The following is a 17,907-nucleotide window of genomic DNA, read 5'->3' on the forward strand; positions in this document are numbered from 1 at the left end:
CGACGATCTCATGGCGCAACATGAGCAGTCGCAACCAGATCGCGATGAACAGGGCGCCGACCAGGAACATCGTCCCGATCATGAACCCGGTCGCGACGAACACGAGCTGCAGCACCGAGCCGAAGGCGATCCCCCACGACCGGCGCAGGGTCGCGGCGCCGGCGACCAGCAGGACAGCGATGCCGATGCAGATACCCGTCCGGACCGCACCCAGCCCGGTGGTGAAGGCGATGGCCCGCGGGATGAGGAGGACGACCACTGCCTCGAGGCCGAGCACCCCGGCCAGCGCGCCGCGGGTCGCCTTGTCGGCCCGCCGGGCGCGTTCGGCGTACTGCTCCGGGGTGGGCTCGCCGAGCTCGGGGCCGTCCGGTTCGTCGGCGTCGAGGGGGTCGGTCACCCGCGGCCGCCGAGCAGGGTCCGGGCCTCCCCGACCGTGACCACCGAGCCGGTGACCAGCACGCCGGCGCCGACGAGCACCTCGTCGCCGGCGTCCTCGGCCAGTCGTACGGCGGCTTCGATGGCGTCGTCCAGTCGCGGTTCGACGGTGACCCGGTCGGCGCCGAACAGCGGGACAGCGGCGGCGGCCAGGTCGTCGGCCGACAGCCCTCGGCTGGAGGAGTTCTCGGTGACGACGAGTTCGTCGACCGCCGGCTCGAGCAGTTCGAGCAGGCCGGCCACGTCCTTGTCGCTCATCACCGCGACCACCGCGATCAGGCGACGGAAGCTGAACGCCTCGGCGACCGCCTCGAGGCTCGCCTTGAGGCCGGCCGGATTGTGCGCGGCATCGAGCAGGATCGTGGGGGCGGACCGGATCGGCTCGAGGCGTCCGGGCGAGCGCACCGTGGCGAAGGCGGCCCGCACCGTGTCGACGTCGATGGTCCCGCCTTCGGCGCCGGCACCGAAGAACGCCTCGACCGCCGCGAGGGCGCAGGCCGCGTTCTGCGCCTGGTGCGCTCCGTGCAAGGGCAGGAAGATCTCGTCGTACACGCCGGCCAGGCCCTGGATGGTGAGGAACTGACCCCCGACGGCGATCCGCCGCTCGAGCACCCCGAACTCGAGCCCTTCGCGGGCAACCGTCGCCTCGACCTCGACCGCGCGGCGGATGAGTTCGGGGGCGGCCTCGTTGGGCTGGGCGGCGAGGATTGCAACCGCGCCCGGCTTGATGATTCCGGCCTTCTCGGCGGCGATCTTGTCGACCGTCTCGCCCAGGTACTGCATGTGATCGAGCCCGATCGGGGTGATCACCGCGACCTCGCCGTCAATCACGTTTGTGTTGTCCCACGATCCGCCGAGCCCGACCTCGACCACAGCAACGTCGATCGGGGCATCGGCGAAGATCGAGAACGCCAGCGCGGTCACGATCTCGAAGAACGAGAGCGGGGTGTCGAAGCGTGCATCGATCATGTCGATGTAGGGCCGCAGTTCGCGATAGCCCTCGACGAAGGTGACGTCGTTGATCGGTTCGCCGTCGATGACGATCCGCTCGGTGACCTTCTCCAAATGCGGGCTCGTGTAGCGCCCGGTGCGCACGCCGAAGCCCCGCAGCAGTTCATCGATCATCCGGGCCGTGCTGGTCTTGCCGTTGGTGCCGGTCAGGTGGATGGAGCGGTAGGCGCGCTGCGGGTCACCGAGCACGTCGACGAGCGCCTGCATCCGCTCGTTGGTCGGGTTGACGTGACCTTCGCCGCGACGCTCGAAGATCTCGGCCTCGATCAGACGCAGCTGCTCGGCGTAGCGCAGGGCCTCGCTCATTGGCCTACCCTCGCTTCGCTCGGGTCGGCCACCAAAGGACTTTCGTGCCCTTGATTCGCTCCGCAAGCTCCGCTCATGGCGCGGGTGGCAGAGCGGCGAGCGCGGCGTCGATACGCGCGAGGTCGGCTTCCGCGGCGGCCAGGCGGCCGCGCACCTTGGCGATGACCGCCTCGGGCGCCTTGCCGGTGAAAGCCTCGTTGCCGAGCTTCGCCGAGGTGCCCGCCCACTCCTTCTCCGCCGCCGCGCGATCCTTCATCAGGCGAGCCCGTTCGGCGGCCACGTCGATCGCGCCGGAGAGGTCGAACTCGAGGTGCACCCCGACCGACAGCGGTAGCGACGCCGTAGGCGCGAAGTCCGCGCCCGGCGGGTCCAACCGGAGCAGCGCGCGGACCTGCGCCTCGTCGACCGGGCCGCTGACGGTCGCGGGGATCCGCTGCGACGGCTTGACGCCCTGGTCGGAACGGAAACGGCGGACCTCGGTGACCACATGTTGCAGGGTCGCGATCTTCGCCTCGGCGTCGGCGTTGGCCCGAGCGGTGTCCGCGTGCGGCCACGCGGCCACCACCACGGACTCGCCGCCGGTCAGCGCCGTCCACAGCGTCTCCGTGACGAACGGGATCATCGGATGGAGCAAGCGCAACAGCGTGTCGAGGACCTCGCCGAGGACGCGGCGGGTCGCCGCGGCGTCCTCACCGCCGAGGCTCAGCTTGGCCAGCTCGATGTACCAGTCGCAGACCTCGTCCCACGCGAAGTGGTAGAGGACGTCGACGATCTTGGCGAACTCGTACCGCTCGTACAGCTCGTCGACCTCGGTGACCACGGCCTGCAGCCGCGACAGGACCCACGCGTCGGCGCCGGTCGGCGCGTCGGGCAGCGCCCCCTCGACGGTCGCCCCGGACATCAGCGCGAAGCGCGTGGCGTTCCACAGCTTGGTGCAGAAGTTGCGGGTGCCGACCACCCACTCCTCGTTGATCGCCTGGTCGGCGCCGGGGTTGGCGCCCTGCAGCAGGGACAACCGCACCGCGTCGGCGCCGTAGGCGTCGATCCACAGCAGCGGGTCGACCACGTTGCCGCGCGACTTCGACATCTTCGTGCCCGAGCTGTCGCGGACGAGGCCGTGCAGCACCACCGTCTTGAAAGGAACCTCGCCGTCCATCGCGTAGAGGCCGAACAGCATCATCCGCACGACCCAGAAGAAGAGGATGTCGTAGCCGGTGACGAGGACGGTGGTCGGATAGTAGGTGCGCAGGTCCTCGGTGTCCTCAGGCCAACCGAAGGTCGAGAACGGCCACAGTGCCGACGAGAACCAGGTGTCGAGCACGTCGGCATCCTGCGTCCAGCCGGTTGGCGGCGTCTCGTCGGGCCCGAAGCACATGTCGTCGCCGTCGGGCGAGTACCAGACCGGGATGCGGTGTCCCCACCACAGCTGACGGCTGATGCACCAGTCGCGCAGATTGTCGACCCACTGGAAGTAGCGGCTGCGCATGGACTCGGGCTCGATGACGACCCGGCCGGCGCGGACGGCGTCGCCGGCCGCGGCGGCAAGTGTCTCGACCCGGACCCACCACTGCAGCGACAGCCGCGGCTCGACCACTGTGTCGCACCGCGAGCAGTGCCCGACCGAGTGCAGGTAGGGGCGCGTCTCGGCGACGACGCGGCCGTCCTCGCGCAACGCGGCGACGATGGCGTACCGCGCCTCCAACCGGTCGAGCCCGGCGAACGGGCCCGGCGCGGTGATGACCCCCCGCTCGTCCATGATGATCGGCATCGGAAGGTCGTGGCGCCGGCCGATCTCGAAGTCGTTGGGGTCGTGCGCGGGGGTCACCTTCACCGCGCCGGTACCGAACGCGGGGTCGACGTGCTCGTCGGCGACGATCGGGATCCGCCGATTGGTCAGCGGCAGCGACACCTCGCTGCCGATCAGATGCCGGTAGCGCTCGTCGTCGGGATGCACGGCGACGGCGGTGTCGCCGAGCATCGTCTCGGCGCGGGTGGTGGCCACGACGATCGACGCATCGCCCTCGCCGTAGCGGATGGAGACCAGTTCGCCTGGTTCGTCGGCGTGGTCGACCTCGGCGTCGGACAGCGCGGTGAGGTCGCGCGGGCACCAGTTGATGATCCGCTCGGCCCGGTAGATCAAGTCGTCGTCGTAGAGCCGTTTGAAGATCGTCTGGACGGCGCGGGACAGGCCGTCGTCCATCGTGAAACGTTCGCGTGACCAGTCGACGCCGTCGCCGAGCCGGCGCATCTGGCCGAGAATCTGGCCGCCGTGGCGCTCCTTCCACTGCCAGGCCTTCTCGACGAACTCCTCGCGGGCGTAGTCGAAGCGGCCCTTGCCCTCGGTCTCCGTCAGCTGCCGCTCGACGAGGTTCTGCACGGCGATGCTGGCGTGGTCCATGCCCGGCAGCCAGAGGGTGTCGAAGCCGCGCATGCGGGCCCGCCGGGTCAGCGCGTCCATCATCGACTGCTCGAGCGCGTGGCCGATGTGCAGGCTGCCGGTGACGTTGGGCGGCGGGATCACCAGCGAGAACGGGGGCTTGTCGCTGCTCGGTTCGGCGGTGAAGTACCCGCGCTCGACCCACTGCTCGTAGAGCGTGCCCTCGACCTCGGCCGGGCTGTATTGGCTCGGCAGGGCACTGCCGTCCGGCGGCGGGGTGGGGGTCACGCTGCGATTCTATGGAAGGGCCCCGGGGCGATATGCGGTGGCGGCTCCGCTGACGGGACAGGGACGATCGGCGCATGCCCCTGCAGATCACCACCGACCCGGTTGCGATCGGGCGGCTGCTCGAGCCCTTGGTGCTGGCCGATCCCGTCCGCAACACGGTGTTAGGGACCGTCCGCGCCTACTTGCTCAACGGCGCCGGGGGCGGCGGCTGGTGCGCGCGTGACGACGTCGCTCTCGCCGTGCGCTCCAGCGCCGCCCACCCCGTGGCGCTGACGCCGGGCTGGACCGACCTGCCGGCGCTGGCCAGCGCCCTGGACGAGCTTCCCGACCTCGCCGGCATCGGCGGCCCGGTCGCGGCGGTCGAGGAGCTGCTCGGGCTGCTCAGCATCACCCCGGCGAGCCGGACCGACGAGCGGCTCTACCGACTGGACGCGCTGCACGAGCCGACGGGCGTGCCCGGTGCGGCGCGGCCGGCCGACGAGTGCGAGCTGGAGCTCGTCGCGGAGTGGCTCACCGCGTTCGGGTCCGAGGCGCACGGCGGAGTCCCCGACCGCTTCGACCCGCGCGACCTCGTCGCGGCCGCGATACGTGAGCGGCGGCTATGGCTCTGGACCGGTCCGACCGGGCGACCGGTGTCGATGGCGGCCCGCCAACCGACCGCGGCCGGCGTCGCCCGCATCGGCCCGGTGTACACCCCACCGCCCGAGCGCGCGCAGGGGTACGCCTCAGCCGTCACCGCCCAGGTCGTCCGCACCGTCCTCGACGACGCGGCGGTACCGGTGCTCTATGCCGACCGGGCCAACCGGACGTCCAACCAGATCTATCAGGCCATCGGGTTCCGGCCCGTGTCCGACCGCCTGTCGGTGCGTTTCGCCTGACTGCGGCCGCGGCGCGGCCCGGTCGGCACCGCGTCAGCCGTTCGCCCCGACTGGTTCCCGGTCGAGCCATGCGGCGAACGCGTCGAAGGAGAACGGCCGGCCGAGGAAGTCCTCGATGAGAGCGGCGGCGTCCTTGGTGCCGCCCGGGGCCAGGATCCGGTCGCGGTAGCGGCGGGCCACGGTGGGCTCGAACAGGGCCGCCGGGTCGAAGGCGGAGAACAGATCCTTCGCGATCACCAGGCTCCAGAGATAGGTGTAGTACGCCGACGTGTAACCGGACAGGTGCCCGAACGCCGCCTGGAAGTGCGTGCCGCCCAGGTGGTCGACGAAGTCGTACCGGGACTGGAGCTCGCGCACCGCGAGGGTGTGGTCGGCCGGTCGGTCGCGGTGCAGCAGGTAGGACAGCGCGGTGTAGAACGTCTGCGTCCGGACGGACATGCCCTTGCCGAACTCCTTCGCGGCTCGCATCCGCCGCACCAGCTCGGCCGGGATCGGCGTGCCGTCCGCGTCCAGCGCGAAGGTGGCGAGGACGTCGGCGTCCCACGCCCATTCCTCGAGCATCTGTGACGGCGCCTCGACGAAATCCCACTCGGTGGCCACACCGGAGAACCGGGCGAACCGCTGGCGTCCCCCGAGCACGTGGTGCACGAGGTGACCGAACTCGTGGAAGAGCGTCACCACGTGCTGGTGCTCCATCAATCCCTTGGGGAAGTTGCAGACCAGGACGCCTTCGGGCAGCAGCTCGCCGGCGATGCCGCCGACCAGGTCGAACTGCGCGGCGTGCTTGTACTTGCCCTCCCGCGGGTGCAGGTCGAGGTAGATGCGGCCGAGCCGCTCGCCGTCGTCGAGCACGTCGAAGGCGGCGACATCGGGATGCCAGACGGGCGCGTCGACCGGCTGGTACTCGATCCCGAACAGCCGGCTCGTGACCTCGAGCAGGCCCTTGCGCACGCGGTCGAAGTCGAAGTACCGGCGGACCTCCTGGGCGTCGAGGTCGAACTGCTCGCGCCGCACGAGCTCCATGTAGTAGCTGGCGTCGGCGGCGTCGAAGCCGGGCGCCTCCGGCTCGTCCTGACGCTGCCGCTGAACGAGGACCTCGCGGTCGCGGCGGGCGGCCGGCTCGGCGGCGTCGGCGATCCGCTCGATGAACTCGGCGATGGCCTGGCCGCTGCCGATCATCTTCACGTCGGCGTCGTAGTCGGGCCAGGTGCGATAGCCGAGGATGCGCGCCATCTCGTCGCGGAGGGCGAGCATCTCGTGCAGGACCGGGTCGTTGTCCGGCCAGGCCCGGTTGAGGAACTGCACGGTGAGTGCCCGCCGCGCCTGGGGGTCGCGCGCGAACGTGCGGAACGGCAAGTAGTCAGGCATGTCGGTGGTGATCGTGACCAGCCCGTCGGCGTCGGGCGGGTGGCCCTCGATGAAGTCCGCGGGCAACCCGTCCAACTGCTCGGGGGAGATCTTCACCGCGCGGATGTCGTCGCGGATGAGGCGGGAGAAATCCTGCTCGAGGACGGTCAGGCGCTCGGAGATCTCGCGCAGCCGGGGGCGGGTCTCGTCACTGCGGTCGATGCCGCTGCGTCGGAAGTCGCGCAGGACGTGCTCGCGCAGCCGGCGGGCCTGGTCGTCCAGCCCGCCCGGGTCGGCGTTGTCGACGACGTCGTAGAGCGCCCGGTCGAGCCCTCGATCAGTGCGCAACCGGGCGATGTCCTGCGCGCGTTGCTCGGCGAGGGTCCGGACGGCCTCTTCGGGGTGCACCTCGCTGAGCAATCCGGTGGTCGAGTCGGCGCCGCGCAGCGCGATGTCCGCGGCGTTCCAGAGACCGAGCACCTCGACCGCGTCCCGGACGGTGCCGTCCTTGAGCTCGCCGAGCCGGTAGCGGGTGGTGTGCAGCAGGACGTCGACGCGGGCGGCCAGCCAGTCCGGCCAACCGTCCACGGGAAGGACAAGGGGCTGCGGATCAGGTTCGCTCACGCTTTCGACCTTACGGGGCGTCCGGAGGTGGTTTGGGTCGGTCCGTGGGGAAGAGCATGACGGCGAGCCGCATGCGCCTCGCTCCTTCCGGCCGGTGGCCGGTGCGCCGGCCGCGGTACTTCTCGAGGCTGCCGAGGAACAGGTCGGCGAGCTCTTTCGCCTCTTCGGGGAGCAGCCACAGCTGCCCGTAGCTGGCCTCGCTCGCGTCCAGCCATTCCTTGGGCTCGTCACCGCGACGGGCCAGGTACTGCTCGAACTGCTCGACCGTGCGGCCGAGGACGGTCGAGCTGAGCGCCGCCGAGGCGGCCATCTCGCCCACTGTTGCGCTGGTGGTGTCGACCTGCAGGTAGCGGCCCGCGGCGCGCCACGGCCGTTCCCGAGCGTCCGCGGCCGACTCGGCCCGCTCGACGATTCCGTACTTCTCGAGGCTGCGCAGGTGGTAGCTCATGGCGCTCGGACTCAGCCCGGCGATCTCGGCACACTCGGTCGCGGTGAGCTCCCGTCCGGAGTAGAGCTCGTCGATGACCGCCAGGCGGGCCGGATGCGCGAGCGCGCGAATGGCCCGCGGATCGGACAGCAGGACCGGCGGCCGGTCCTCGGGTCGCTCCTTCTTGCGCGGCGTCACGGTCGACAGGTTACTGGCGGGCTCTTGACCACCGGAATATGAAGCATTACTTTCGCAATATGTCCTTCACATCTGTCCGCCGGGACGTTCGCTGGATCGTCATCGCCAAGTCGGTGTCGTGGCTCGGCGACGAGGTGGCGATCGTGGCCTTGGTGTTGCGCCTGCAGTCGCACGGGGGCGGGGCCGGCGCGGTGTCGGCCCTGCTCATCGCGAACGCGGTGCCGCTGGTGCTGCTGTCCGGCGTCGTCGGGCAGCTGGTCGACCGCTGCGACAACCGGCGGCTGCTGGTCATGTCGAGCCTCGCCCAGGCGGCCGTCTGCGCCGCCGTGGCGTTCGTCCACCCGACGGCGGCTGTCCTCGCGCTAGTGGGTGCGCTGGGCGTCGGGCAGGCGGTGAACGCCGCGGCCTGGCAGGCGCTGTTGGCGGCGATCGTCGACGGCGACGACCTCACCCGGGCCATCGGCCACACCCAGATGGGGCGGACGGTCGGCGGCATCGTCGCGCCGGCGCTGAGTGGTTTGCTGGTCGGGCTCTATGGCGCCGGCGTTCCGTTGCTGGTCGACGCGGCGGCCTACGTCGCGGTGGCCGGCGCGGCGCTGGCCATCGCGACCCGCCGGTTCGTGGCACCGGTCGAGGACGGGACGCCGCGCCGGGGCGGCCTCTCTATCGTCCGGGCCGATGCCGTGCTGCGCCCCCTGGTCATGCTGCTGGGCCTGTTCGTGCTGCTCGGCTCGATGGTGAACGTGGTCGAGGTGTTCCTCGTCCGCGAGACGTTGCACGCGAGCACGACGATGTACGGGATCGCCGGTGCCGCCCTGTCCTCCGGCATGCTGGTCGGTGCCCTGTTCGGCGGCCGCATCCGCGGGGTCGCCGGACTGGCCCGCGGCTTCGTCTGGTCGGCCGCCGGCCTGGCGCTTTCGATCGCGGTCGCCGGCTGCGCGCCGACGATCTGGTGGTTGTTGCCGGGGGTCGTGCTGCTCGGCGCCACCAACGGCGTGTTCAGCGTGACGCTGTCGTCGCTGGCAATGGCGCGGACCGCTCCCGACGAACGTGGGCGGGTCGGCGCGCTGGTGGGCGGGGTGGCGTCCGGGACCCAGATCCTGGCCTTCGCGATCGGCGGGGCGGTCACCGGGGCCTTCACGCCGCGCGAGGTCTTCATCGGTGCGGGAGCGTTCGGGTTGGCCGCGCCGCTGCTGCTCGGGCCCGCCCTGATCCGCCGCGCGGTCGCCACCGTCGCCCCGGACCCGGCCTCCCCCGTGCCTGCCTGACCCTCCGCGGCGCCTGTGTGTGGCGACGCAGCGGGACGACACGCCGGTGGCGAGCCCGCAACGTCGCCACACACGATGTGGAAAAGGCGCTTCCCATCCACAGCACCGCGCCCAGCCGCCCGTCGCGGCCGATTCGCGGCGACGCTGCCGCCATGCGCTCGGAGGTGGACCGCCTGCTCGCCGCTTGTGGCGGGGTGGCGTCGCGGGCGGCGTTGCTGACCGTACAGACCCGCAACCAGCTCGACGACGAGATCGCTCGGCGTCACCTGATCGCGCCGTTCCCGCGGGCTTACTGCCGTCCTTGGGACGCCGAGGTGCAATCGACGCTTGATCGGGCTGGGCTCGTCAGCGTCGGACCGCCTGTGGCCCTCAGCCACCTCAGCGCGCTCCGGCGCTGGGATCTGCCGGTACCCGACGCCCTTCCGGTGCATGTGACCGTGCCGTTCGAGCGGCACCCCATCGGCCGGACGCCGGGTCTGGTCGTCCACCGCACGCGGGTGCCCACGCCGGTGCGGCTGCTGGACGGGCTGCGCATCGTCGCCCCCGCCGTGGCCGTCGTCCGGTCGTGGCCCCTGTTGCCGTCATCAACCCGCCGGGCGCCCGCTATCGAGGCTGTCCGGCGGAAACTGGTGACCCCGGCCGACCTTCGCGGCGCCGCGTCACACACCGTCGGCATGCCGGGCCGGGCCCAGCTCGGCCGGCTCATCGATGCGCTCGACTCAGGCTGCGAGAGCGAGCTGGAGCTGTGGGGGTTCCTGCACGTCTTCGACGCGCCGGGGCTGCGCCACGGGCAGCGACAGAAGATCGTGCAGGTGCGCGGTCGCACCTTCCGCCTCGACCTGGCTTACGACGACGAGCGAGTGGCCGTCGAGCTCGACGGGTACCGGTACCACTCCGGCCGGGACCAGCGAGAGCGCGACATGCGCCGCGACGCCGCGCTCGCGTCGATCGGCTGGCTCACGCTGCGGTTCTCGTACGAGCGACTGCACCACGACGTCGCCGGCTGCCGCCGCGACACGCTCACCACGCTCGCCGCGCGGCGGAACCGCTGACCGTCCACCCAGTGTGGCGACGCAGCGGGTGAACGCACGGCGTGTCGACCCGCTGGGTCGCCACACACGAGGTTGAAGCTACGCGGACTTCTCGCGGCGCTCGCGCTTGGCCGGCTCGCGCGGCACCAGGGTCGGGTACACGTGATCCATCACGGTTTCGCGGGTGATGACAACGCGCGCGACGTCCTCGCGGGACGGCACCTCGTACATCACCGAAAGCAACACTTCTTCCATGATCGCGCGGAGGCCGCGGGCCCCGGTGCCCCGCAGGACGGCCTGGTCGGCGATCGCCTCGAGCGCGTCGTCGGTGAACTCGAGCTCGACGTTGTCCAGCTCGAAGAGCTTGCCGTACTGGCGCACGAGCGCGTTCTTGGGCTCCGTCAGGATCTGCACGAGGGCATCGCGGTCCAGCGGGCGCACCGACGTGATGACCGGCAGCCGGCCGATGAACTCGGGGATCAGCCCGAACTTGATGAGGTCCTCGGGCATGACGTCGCCGAAGACGTCCTTGGTGTCCTTGTCGAACTTCGTGTGCAGCTCGGCGCCGAAACCGAGACCCTTCTTGCCCACACGCGACTCGATGATCGTGTCCAGCCCGGCGAAGGCGCCGCCCACGATGAAGAGCACGTTCGTGGTGTCGATCTGGATGAATTCCTGGTGCGGGTGCTTGCGGCCACCCTGCGGCGGCACCGAGGCGGCGGTGCCCTCGAGGATCTTCAGCAGGGCCTGCTGCACGCCCTCGCCGGAGACGTCACGGGTGATCGACGGGTTCTCGGCCTTGCGGGCGATCTTGTCGACCTCGTCGATGTAGATGATGCCGGTCTCGGCCCGCTTGACGTCGTAATCGGCGGCCTGGATCAGCTTGAGCAGGATGTTCTCGACATCCTCGCCCACGTAGCCGGCCTCGGTCAGCGCAGTGGCGTCGGCGATGGCGAACGGGACGTTGAGCATCCGGGCCAGGGTCTGGGCCAGCAGCGTCTTGCCCGAACCGGTCGGGCCCAGCAGCAAGATGTTGGACTTGGCCAGCTCGACGACCGAGTCGGCGTTGCGCGGCTTGGCCTCGCCCCCGGCCTGCACGCGCTTGTAGTGGTTGTAGACGGCGACCGCGAGGGTCTTCTTCGCCTGGTCCTGCCCCACCACGTACCCGTTGAGGAACTCGTAGATCTCGTTGGGCTTCGGCAGTTCCTCGAAGCTGAAGTCGCTGGTCTCGGCCAGCTCCTCCTCGATGATCTCGTTGCAGAGGTCGATGCACTCGTCGCAGATGTACACGCCGGGACCGGCGATCAGCTTCTTGACCTGCTTCTGGCTCTTGCCACAGAACGAGCACTTGAGCAGGTCGCCGGTCTCGCCGACGCGTGGAGCCACTGGCGACACTCCCTCATGCAGATCGGGTCCGGGTGGTACTGGACTTGTGGGGGTTCGTGGGGGTGGACGGCGGCACGGAGCACACCGCCAGATCTCGCACGCTACCCGCAAAACCGCCGGAAGTCCGCTGTATAGCGCGGCGGACGGTTCCGGCGGGTCGCGGTGTTTACGGCTCCGGAACGAGCTTGCGCGAGGTGATGACCTCGTCGACCATCCCGTACTCCTTGGCCTGCTCGGCGGTGAGGATGGTGTCGCGCTCGATGTCGGCGCGCACCTTCTCGACCGTCTGCCCGGTGTGCTTGGCCAGGACGTCCTCCAGGAGGGCCCGCATCCGCAGGATCTCGTTGGCCTGGATCTCGAGGTCGGTGACCTGTCCTTGACCCTCGCCGGAGGGCTGGTGGATCAGGATCCGGGCGTTCTGCAGGGCGAACCGCTTGCCCTTGGTGCCGGCGGCCAGCAGCACGGCCGCGGCCGAGGCGGCCTGGCCCATGCAGATCGTCTGGATCTCCGGACGCACGTACTGCAGCGTGTCGTAGATGGCCGTCAGTGCGGTGAAAGAACCACCCGGGCTGTTGATGTAGATCTGGATGTCGCGGTCGGGGTCGGTCGACTCCAGCACGATGAGTTGCGCCATGACGTCATTGGCGACGACGTCGTCGATGGGCGCGCCGAGGAAGATGATCCGTTCCTCGAACAGCTTGTTGTACGGGTTCGACTCCTTGATGCCGTAGTTCGTCCGCTCGACGAAGGACGGCAGCACGTAGCGCGACTGCGGCAGTTCGAACATGCTCATGTTGGTACCTCTCAGGCCGGGGATCAGGCCGGGGCCGGGCCGGAACCGTTTGGCACCTGGGCCACCCGGCTGACGACGTGGTCGACGAAGCCGTATTCGAGCGCCTGCTGGGCGGTGAACCAGCGGTCACGCTCGGAGTCGGCCTGAATCTGCTCCACCGGCTGGCCGGTGTGCTCGGAGATGAGCTTGGCCATCTCGATCTTGGTGAGCTTGAACTGCTCGGCCTGGATGGCGATGTCGGACGCGGTGCCGCCGATGCCGGCCGACGGCTGATGCATCAGGATGCGGGCGTGCGGCAAGGCGTAACGCTTGCCCTTCGTGCCGGCTGAGAGCAGGAACTGCCCCATGGACGCGGCCAGGCCCATGGCGTAGGTGGCGATGTCGCAGTCGACGAAGGTCATCGTATCGAAGATCGCCATGCCGGCGGTCACCGAACCACCCGGCGAGTTGATGTACAGCGCGATGTCACGCTCGGGGTCCTCGGCCGACAGCAGCAGCAACTGCGCGCAGATCTGGTTGGCGATGGTGTCGTCGACGGCCTGGCCGAGGAAGATGATCCGTTCGCGGAGCAACCGGTCGTAGACGGAGTCGTTCAGCGTCATGCCAACGCCCGGGCTGCGCATCTCCGCGTCCTGCGTGACGCGCAGCGGCTGTGGATCGAAGCGGCTCACATTTTCTCCTCGGTCGTTCGTTGCTGTCGTCGACCCTAACGAAGGGATCGCGCCGCGGAGTCCCGCGAAGGGCCTGCGTTCGCTCAGGGCGTGACGCGGCCGGCTAGTCCTCGCCGGCCTCGTCGTCCTCGTCCGGGTCTGCGCCCAACGCGGTGAGCATGTCCACAGGGTCGCCGGACAGCGCGTTCAGATCCACCGGATTGCCCGAAGCGTCCGTGATGGTGGCTGATTCCAGCACCTGGGCCAACGCCTTGTTTCGCCGGATGTCGGCGACGAGCATGGGCAGATTGCCCGATTGGACGACCTGGTTCGCGAACTCCTGGGGCGCCATCTCGTAACGGGCGGCCTGCTGGACGAGGTACTGGGTGAGTTCGGCGTCGCCGATCTGTACTTCGGTCTTCTCCGCGATCGCGTCGAGGATGAACTGGACGCGCACGGACTTCTCCGCGCTGTCGCGCAGTTCGGAGTCGAACTCCTCGCGCGACTTGCCCTGCGACTCGAGGTAGCGGTCGAAGAGGGCGTCGTCGTGGCCGAGGGAGTGGACGATGTCGTGCTCGCGGTACTCGACCTCGGACTTGATCGCCGATTCCGGCAGCGGGAACTCGACCGTCTCGATCAGGTGCTCGAGCAGCTTGTCCCGCGCCTGCGCGCCCTGCTCGAGCGTCTTCACCCGGCCGAGCCGGGTGCGCAGGTCGGCCCGCAGCTCGTCGACGGTGTCGAATTCGCTGGCGAGCTGCGCGAACTCCTCGTCGATCTCGGGTAGCTCCTTGGCCTTCACCGACTTGAGCGTGACGGTGACCTCGGCCTCGCGCCCCGCGTGCTCGCCCTGCCGCAGTGTCGTGGTCAGCGTCGCCGTCTCGCCCGCGCTCTTGCCGGTGACAGCCTCGTCCAGACCGTCGACCAAGTCGTCGGAACCGACGACGTAGGACAGCCCCTTCGCCGAGCCGCCGTCGACCTCTTCACCGTCGATGGAGGAGACAAGATCGATCGAAACGTAGTCGCCTTCCTCGGCGGGACGCTCGACGCCCTTCAGGGTGCCGAAGCGGTCGCGTAGCTCGGCCAGCTGCTCGTCGACCTCGGCGTCACTGACCTCGGTGTCGTCGACGGTCACCGCGATGCCGTCGAGGTCGGGCAGGTCGATCTGCGGACGGACGTCCACCTCGGCGGTGAACGAAAGGGAACCGTCGGCCGAGTCGTCGAGGTTGGTGATGTCGATCTCGGGCTGGCCCAGCGGCTGCAACTCGTGCTCGCGGGCCGCCTCGCCGTAGAGGCCGGGCAGCGCCTCGTTGACCGCCTCCTGCAGCACGGTGCCGCGCCCGACGCGCTGGTCGATGATCCGGGTGGGGACCTTGCCGGGCCGGAAGCCCGGTACGCGGACCTGGGAGGCGATCGCCTTGTAGGCGGCGTCCAGATTGGCCTTCAGGTCGTCGAAGGGCACCTCGACGGCGAGCCGAACGCGGGTCGGGCTCAGGTTCTCGACGGTGCTCTTCACGTGCGTGTGCTCCTCGGCGATGTGCGGGACGGCGGTCGGTGGGGTGGCGCGAGTTCGAACCCGCGGCCCCGCGCTCCCGGATGGTGGGAGCCCAGTTGCGGCCCAGTCTATAGAGCCGGGCGGCTCGGCCTGCAGTCGGCGAAGTTGGATTGACGGCGGCCGCGCGTCTGTAGTGGTGTGACCGCCGTGCCGACCGAGATGCAGCCCGGACCGGCCGCCCTGTACGCCCGCCACTATCTGGAACTCGTCCGGCTGGCTCGCCAGCTCGTGGACGACGTCGAGACGGCCGAGGACGTCGTGCAGGACGTGTTCGCCGCGCTGGCGGACAAGCGGCTGCCCGACGATCCGGTGCGCTATCTGCGCAGGGGCGTGGTCAACCGCTCCCGGTCGGTGCTGCGGCGGCGACGGACGGTCCGGGCGTACGCGCACCGGCCGGTCGACCCGGCCGGCGCCGCGGATCCGGCCGACGCCGAGTTGCTCCGCTCCGAGGAGGCGCGCGCGGTGCTGGCGGCCGTAGCCGCCCTGCCCCGGCGGCAACGCGAAGTCGTCGTCCTGCGCTTCTACGCCGACCTGTCCGTCGCTGAGGCGGCGGCGGTGCTCGGCATCCGGGCCGGCGCGGTCACCACCTCGCTGCGCCGGGCACTCGCTTCCCTTCCTGCTCTCATCGAAAGGCCCTCGCCATGACCGTTGAGCTCGAGGCCCGCCTGCGCGACGCGCTGCGACTGCAGGCTGACGAGGTGACCCTCGCAGGTTTGCGGTTCGCCGACGGGCCGAGGGTTGTCCCCGGTCGGCCGGCTCGCCGCGGGCTGACGTGGTTGGCGCCGGCTGCGATCGCTGTCTGCGTCCTCGCGGTGGCCGGCGTGGTCGCCGTCATCGCCGCGGGTCCCCATTCCGGCCGGACGTCGGCCGGCGGGTCGGGGCCGGCCGCCGTCGCGTCACTCGCCGGGACGGGGTGGCGCTTGGACTCCGTCCGCAAGCCGGACGGATCGACGGTCGCGATCCCGGCGCGAGTGGGTGCCGGCGTCGACTTCGAACGCGACCACACGAGGCTTGGTGCCGGCGTGGGCACCAGTTTCACCGATGCCCGGTACACCGTCACCGACGCGGGCGACCTCGTCGTCACGCCGATCGGTACGACCGGGTCCGGCTACGCCGGTTCCGACCCGGCCGTGCTGACCGCGGTCGATGCGATGACGGCGATCACCTACGGCCGGTCGGGACAATCGAGCGGGCAGCCGGTGAGCGTGGACGTACAACCCCGGCTGCTGCGCCTGTCGGCCGACGGCTACGTGCTCAGCTTCGCCGACAAGCTTCCGCTGGCGACCACTAGTGCACCGGCCACGGGTGCCCCAGGGACGTCGTCGCCGGTCGCCAGCCTGCACACCTGACCGGCTGACCGGCTGATCCCGTCGAGTGGTCGCGAAAAACACAGTGTCGGGGTGGCGGGATTCGAACCCACGGCCCCTCGCTCCCAAAGCGAGTGCGCTACCAAGCTGCGCCACACCCCGGGCGCGGTGCCACCCTATCCCGCGGCGCGAGCGCACACCCCCGGAGCCGGTCAGACGGTCCAGTCGTCGCCCAGCTCGTGGCCGGCCGCCCGCCAGGCAAACAGCGCCGCGCCGTACTGACCGGCCCGGCCGGCCAGCGGCGAGAGCTCGACGACGGGCGCCGGACGCCACACCAGCCGCGCCGCCAACGCCGCCCGGACCGGATCGCGCAGAGCGGTCCCGGCCGCCGAGAGGCCGCCGGCCAGTACGACCAGCGACGGGTCGAGCAGCATCGCGTAGCCGGCGAGCGCCAGGCCGAGTGCGGTGACGGCCTCGTCCCACACCTGCGCGGCGGCCACGTCGGTCGAGCGTGCGGCGGCGACCTGCTCGGCCGTCAGGCGCCGGCCGGTGCGGTCGAAGTACCGGCGGGCGATGGCCGCAGCCGACGCGTAGGTCTCCGTGCACCCGCGCTGACCACAGGCGCACGGGTCGCCGTCCGGGTAGACCGGAACATGCCCGATCTCGCCAGCCAGGTCGGTCGCCCCGCGCAGGTGCTGTCCGCCGCTGACCACGACGCCGGCGATCCCGGTGCCGAGGACGACGATCAGGCAGTCGGCGACGCCACGGGCGCGGCCGAGCACCCGCTCGGCATGACCGGCGGCGCGCACGTCGTGCTCGATCGCGACCGGAACGCCCAGGTCGGCGGCGAGTAGCGCGCCCAAGGGGACGTCGCGCCACCCGAGGTTCGCCGAATAGCGCGCGACCCCGACGGCGACATCGACGACCCCGGGGACGACGACGCCCACGGCCTGGACGTCGGGACCGGTCAGGTCACGGACGGCCTGCCGCACCGCGGCCACCACCGCGTCCGGCCCCTCGGCCGCCGGAGTCGGCGCGTCGTGCCGGCGCACCGTCGTTCCGCGGTCGTCGAGCACAGCCGCCTTGATGGACGTCCCGCCCACATCGACGGCGACGACTGCGGAACCCGGCACGGATCAGGAGTCTGTCAGCACGATCGAACGGGTGAGGTTGCGCGGCGCGTCGGGGTCGAGGCCGCGGCGTTCGGCGAGTTCCACCGCGAGCCGCTGAGCACCGACGAGCTCGGCCATCGGGTCAGCGGCCGAGGTGATCACCGTGGCCGCGGTCTGTTCGATCTCGGCCCGCAGTCCCTCCGGCGCCGCGCCGAAGACCCAGACGAGGGCGTGCTCATCGGCGACGCTGATCGGCCCGTGCCGGTACTCCATCGCCGGGTACGCCTCGGCCCACGCCTGCGCCGACTCGCGCAGCTTGAGCCCGGCCTCCTCGGCCAGGCCGACCGTCCAGCCCGTGCCCAGGAAGGTGAACTGCCGCCTGTCGCGGTACCCGGCCGGCACGGGGCGCGCGAGTTCGGCCCGGACATCGGCGACCGCCCGGTCGAGCGGGTCGCCCACCGCCGACCGCAGGAGCGCGAGCGCGGTCGTCGCAAAGCGCGTCTGGACGACCGACTTCTCGTCGGCGAAGGCCAGCTCGACCACGCTATCGGCGGCCGCACCCGCGGGCAGCGACGCGTCGGCCGTGATGACGGTCGTCGGCGTGACGCCGCGCAGCGCCGACACGAGGCGGACGATCTCGGTCGTCGTGCCCGAACGGGTCAGGGCCACGACGCGGTCGTAGCGGCGCGCGGCCGGGAACTCCGACGCCGGGAAGGCATCGGTCTCGCCGTACCCGAGTTCCTCACGCCGCGCGGCCCAGGCGCGGGCCATGTACAGCGACGTGCCGCACCCCACCACCGCCACGCGCGCGCCCCGGCCCGGCAGCGCAGCGGCCACGGCCGGCTCGGCGGCCAGGGTCGTCGCTCGCACCCAGAGGTCGGGTTGAGTGGCGATCTCGGCGGCGACGAAGGACATCG

The 17,907-nt window shown here is 70.8% G+C and carries 16 protein-coding genes and 1 tRNA gene; 5 read left to right on the forward strand and 12 right to left on the reverse strand.

The genetic code is table 11. From position 1 onward, the window contains the following. From ABR571_RS15925 to ABR571_RS15935, 3 genes are all read right to left on the reverse strand, one after another. Positions 1 to 397 (reverse strand): DUF4233 domain-containing protein (locus ABR571_RS15925; protein WP_409454190.1); only part of this gene is annotated, 397 nt, incomplete at its 3' end. Then, on the reverse strand, positions 394 to 1,752 hold the full coding sequence (locus tag ABR571_RS15930) for a bifunctional folylpolyglutamate synthase/dihydrofolate synthase (RefSeq protein WP_409454191.1): 1,359 nt from the start codon (positions 1,750 to 1,752) through the stop codon (positions 394 to 396). The genes ABR571_RS15925 and ABR571_RS15930, both read right to left, overlap by 4 nt. A 73-nt stretch (positions 1,753 to 1,825) precedes the next feature. Continuing rightward, positions 1,826 to 4,417, reverse strand: coding sequence for a valine--tRNA ligase (locus tag ABR571_RS15935; protein WP_409454192.1), 2,592 nt, complete (start codon positions 4,415 to 4,417; stop codon positions 1,826 to 1,828). Between the two features lie 74 nt (positions 4,418 to 4,491). Between ABR571_RS15935 and ABR571_RS15940 the strand changes: the two genes are divergently transcribed. Next, positions 4,492 to 5,295 (forward strand): GNAT family N-acetyltransferase, encoded by an 804-nt coding sequence (locus tag ABR571_RS15940; RefSeq protein WP_409454193.1) that lies wholly within the window; start codon positions 4,492 to 4,494, stop codon positions 5,293 to 5,295. A gap of 33 nt (positions 5,296 to 5,328) precedes the next feature. Here ABR571_RS15940 and ABR571_RS15945 read toward each other — a convergent pair whose 3' ends face one another. Both ABR571_RS15945 and ABR571_RS15950 read right to left on the reverse strand, forming a co-directional pair. Beyond that, positions 5,329 to 7,266, reverse strand: coding sequence for a M3 family metallopeptidase (locus ABR571_RS15945; protein ID WP_409454194.1), 1,938 nt, complete (start codon positions 7,264 to 7,266; stop codon positions 5,329 to 5,331). Between the two features lie 10 nt (positions 7,267 to 7,276). After that, complete coding sequence (locus ABR571_RS15950) at positions 7,277 to 7,891, reverse strand: ArsR/SmtB family transcription factor (RefSeq protein ID WP_409454195.1); 615 nt, start codon at positions 7,889 to 7,891, stop codon at positions 7,277 to 7,279. A gap of 59 nt (positions 7,892 to 7,950) precedes the next feature. Here ABR571_RS15950 and ABR571_RS15955 point away from each other — a divergent pair, with 59 nt between their 5' ends. Both ABR571_RS15955 and ABR571_RS15960 read left to right on the forward strand, forming a co-directional pair. After that, entirely contained in the window at positions 7,951 to 9,159 is a 1,209-nt protein-coding gene (locus ABR571_RS15955) for an MFS transporter (protein WP_409454196.1), read from the forward strand. A gap of 152 nt (positions 9,160 to 9,311) precedes the next feature. Continuing rightward, positions 9,312 to 10,211 (forward strand): endonuclease domain-containing protein, encoded by a 900-nt coding sequence (locus ABR571_RS15960; protein ID WP_409454197.1) that lies wholly within the window; start codon positions 9,312 to 9,314, stop codon positions 10,209 to 10,211. A gap of 78 nt (positions 10,212 to 10,289) precedes the next feature. Here ABR571_RS15960 and clpX read toward each other — a convergent pair whose 3' ends face one another. The 4 genes from clpX to tig form a co-directional block, all read right to left on the reverse strand. Continuing rightward, positions 10,290 to 11,576 carry an ATP-dependent Clp protease ATP-binding subunit ClpX gene (clpX, locus tag ABR571_RS15965; protein WP_409454198.1) on the reverse strand — a complete coding sequence of 429 codons (1,287 nt, stop codon included), beginning with the start codon at positions 11,574 to 11,576 and terminating at the stop codon, positions 10,290 to 10,292. Positions 11,577 to 11,742: 166 nt separating this feature from the next. Beyond that, positions 11,743 to 12,369, reverse strand: coding sequence for an ATP-dependent Clp protease proteolytic subunit (locus ABR571_RS15970; RefSeq protein WP_409454199.1), 627 nt, complete (start codon positions 12,367 to 12,369; stop codon positions 11,743 to 11,745). Positions 12,370 to 12,392: 23 nt separating this feature from the next. Then, positions 12,393 to 12,992, reverse strand: a complete 600-nt coding sequence (locus ABR571_RS15975; RefSeq protein ID WP_409454245.1) for an ATP-dependent Clp protease proteolytic subunit — start codon at positions 12,990 to 12,992, stop codon at positions 12,393 to 12,395. Between the two features lie 151 nt (positions 12,993 to 13,143). Then, complete coding sequence (gene tig, locus ABR571_RS15980; protein WP_409454200.1) at positions 13,144 to 14,532, reverse strand: trigger factor; 1,389 nt, start codon at positions 14,530 to 14,532, stop codon at positions 13,144 to 13,146. A 186-nt stretch (positions 14,533 to 14,718) separates the two neighbouring features. On the opposite strand from tig, the gene ABR571_RS15985 reads away from it, so the two are divergent. Together ABR571_RS15985 and ABR571_RS15990 are read left to right on the forward strand one after the other, a co-directional pair. After that, entirely contained in the window at positions 14,719 to 15,216 is a 498-nt protein-coding gene (locus tag ABR571_RS15985) for a sigma-70 family RNA polymerase sigma factor (protein WP_409454201.1), read from the forward strand. After that, positions 15,213 to 15,920, forward strand: a complete 708-nt coding sequence (locus ABR571_RS15990; protein WP_409454202.1) for a hypothetical protein — start codon at positions 15,213 to 15,215, stop codon at positions 15,918 to 15,920. The genes ABR571_RS15985 and ABR571_RS15990 overlap by 4 nt, the downstream gene beginning before the upstream one ends. Positions 15,921 to 15,966: 46 nt before the next feature. Here the strand turns inward: ABR571_RS15990 and ABR571_RS15995 are convergent. The 3 genes from ABR571_RS15995 to ABR571_RS16005 form a co-directional block, all read right to left on the reverse strand. Further along, positions 15,967 to 16,040, reverse strand: a tRNA-Pro gene (locus tag ABR571_RS15995). Between the two features lie 50 nt (positions 16,041 to 16,090). Next, positions 16,091 to 17,011, reverse strand: a complete 921-nt coding sequence (locus tag ABR571_RS16000) for an ROK family protein (RefSeq protein WP_409454203.1) — start codon at positions 17,009 to 17,011, stop codon at positions 16,091 to 16,093. A 3-nt stretch (positions 17,012 to 17,014) separates the two neighbouring features. Next, the gene (locus ABR571_RS16005) at positions 17,015 to 17,905 is read right to left on the reverse strand and encodes an SIS domain-containing protein (protein WP_409454204.1); all 891 of its coding nucleotides are present in this window, start codon (positions 17,903 to 17,905) and stop codon (positions 17,015 to 17,017) included. Between the last annotated feature and the right edge of the window lie 2 nt (positions 17,906 to 17,907).

Source organism: Jatrophihabitans sp. (genome assembly GCF_046262535.1).
GTDB lineage: Bacteria > Actinomycetota > Actinomycetes > Mycobacteriales > Jatrophihabitantaceae > Jatrophihabitans.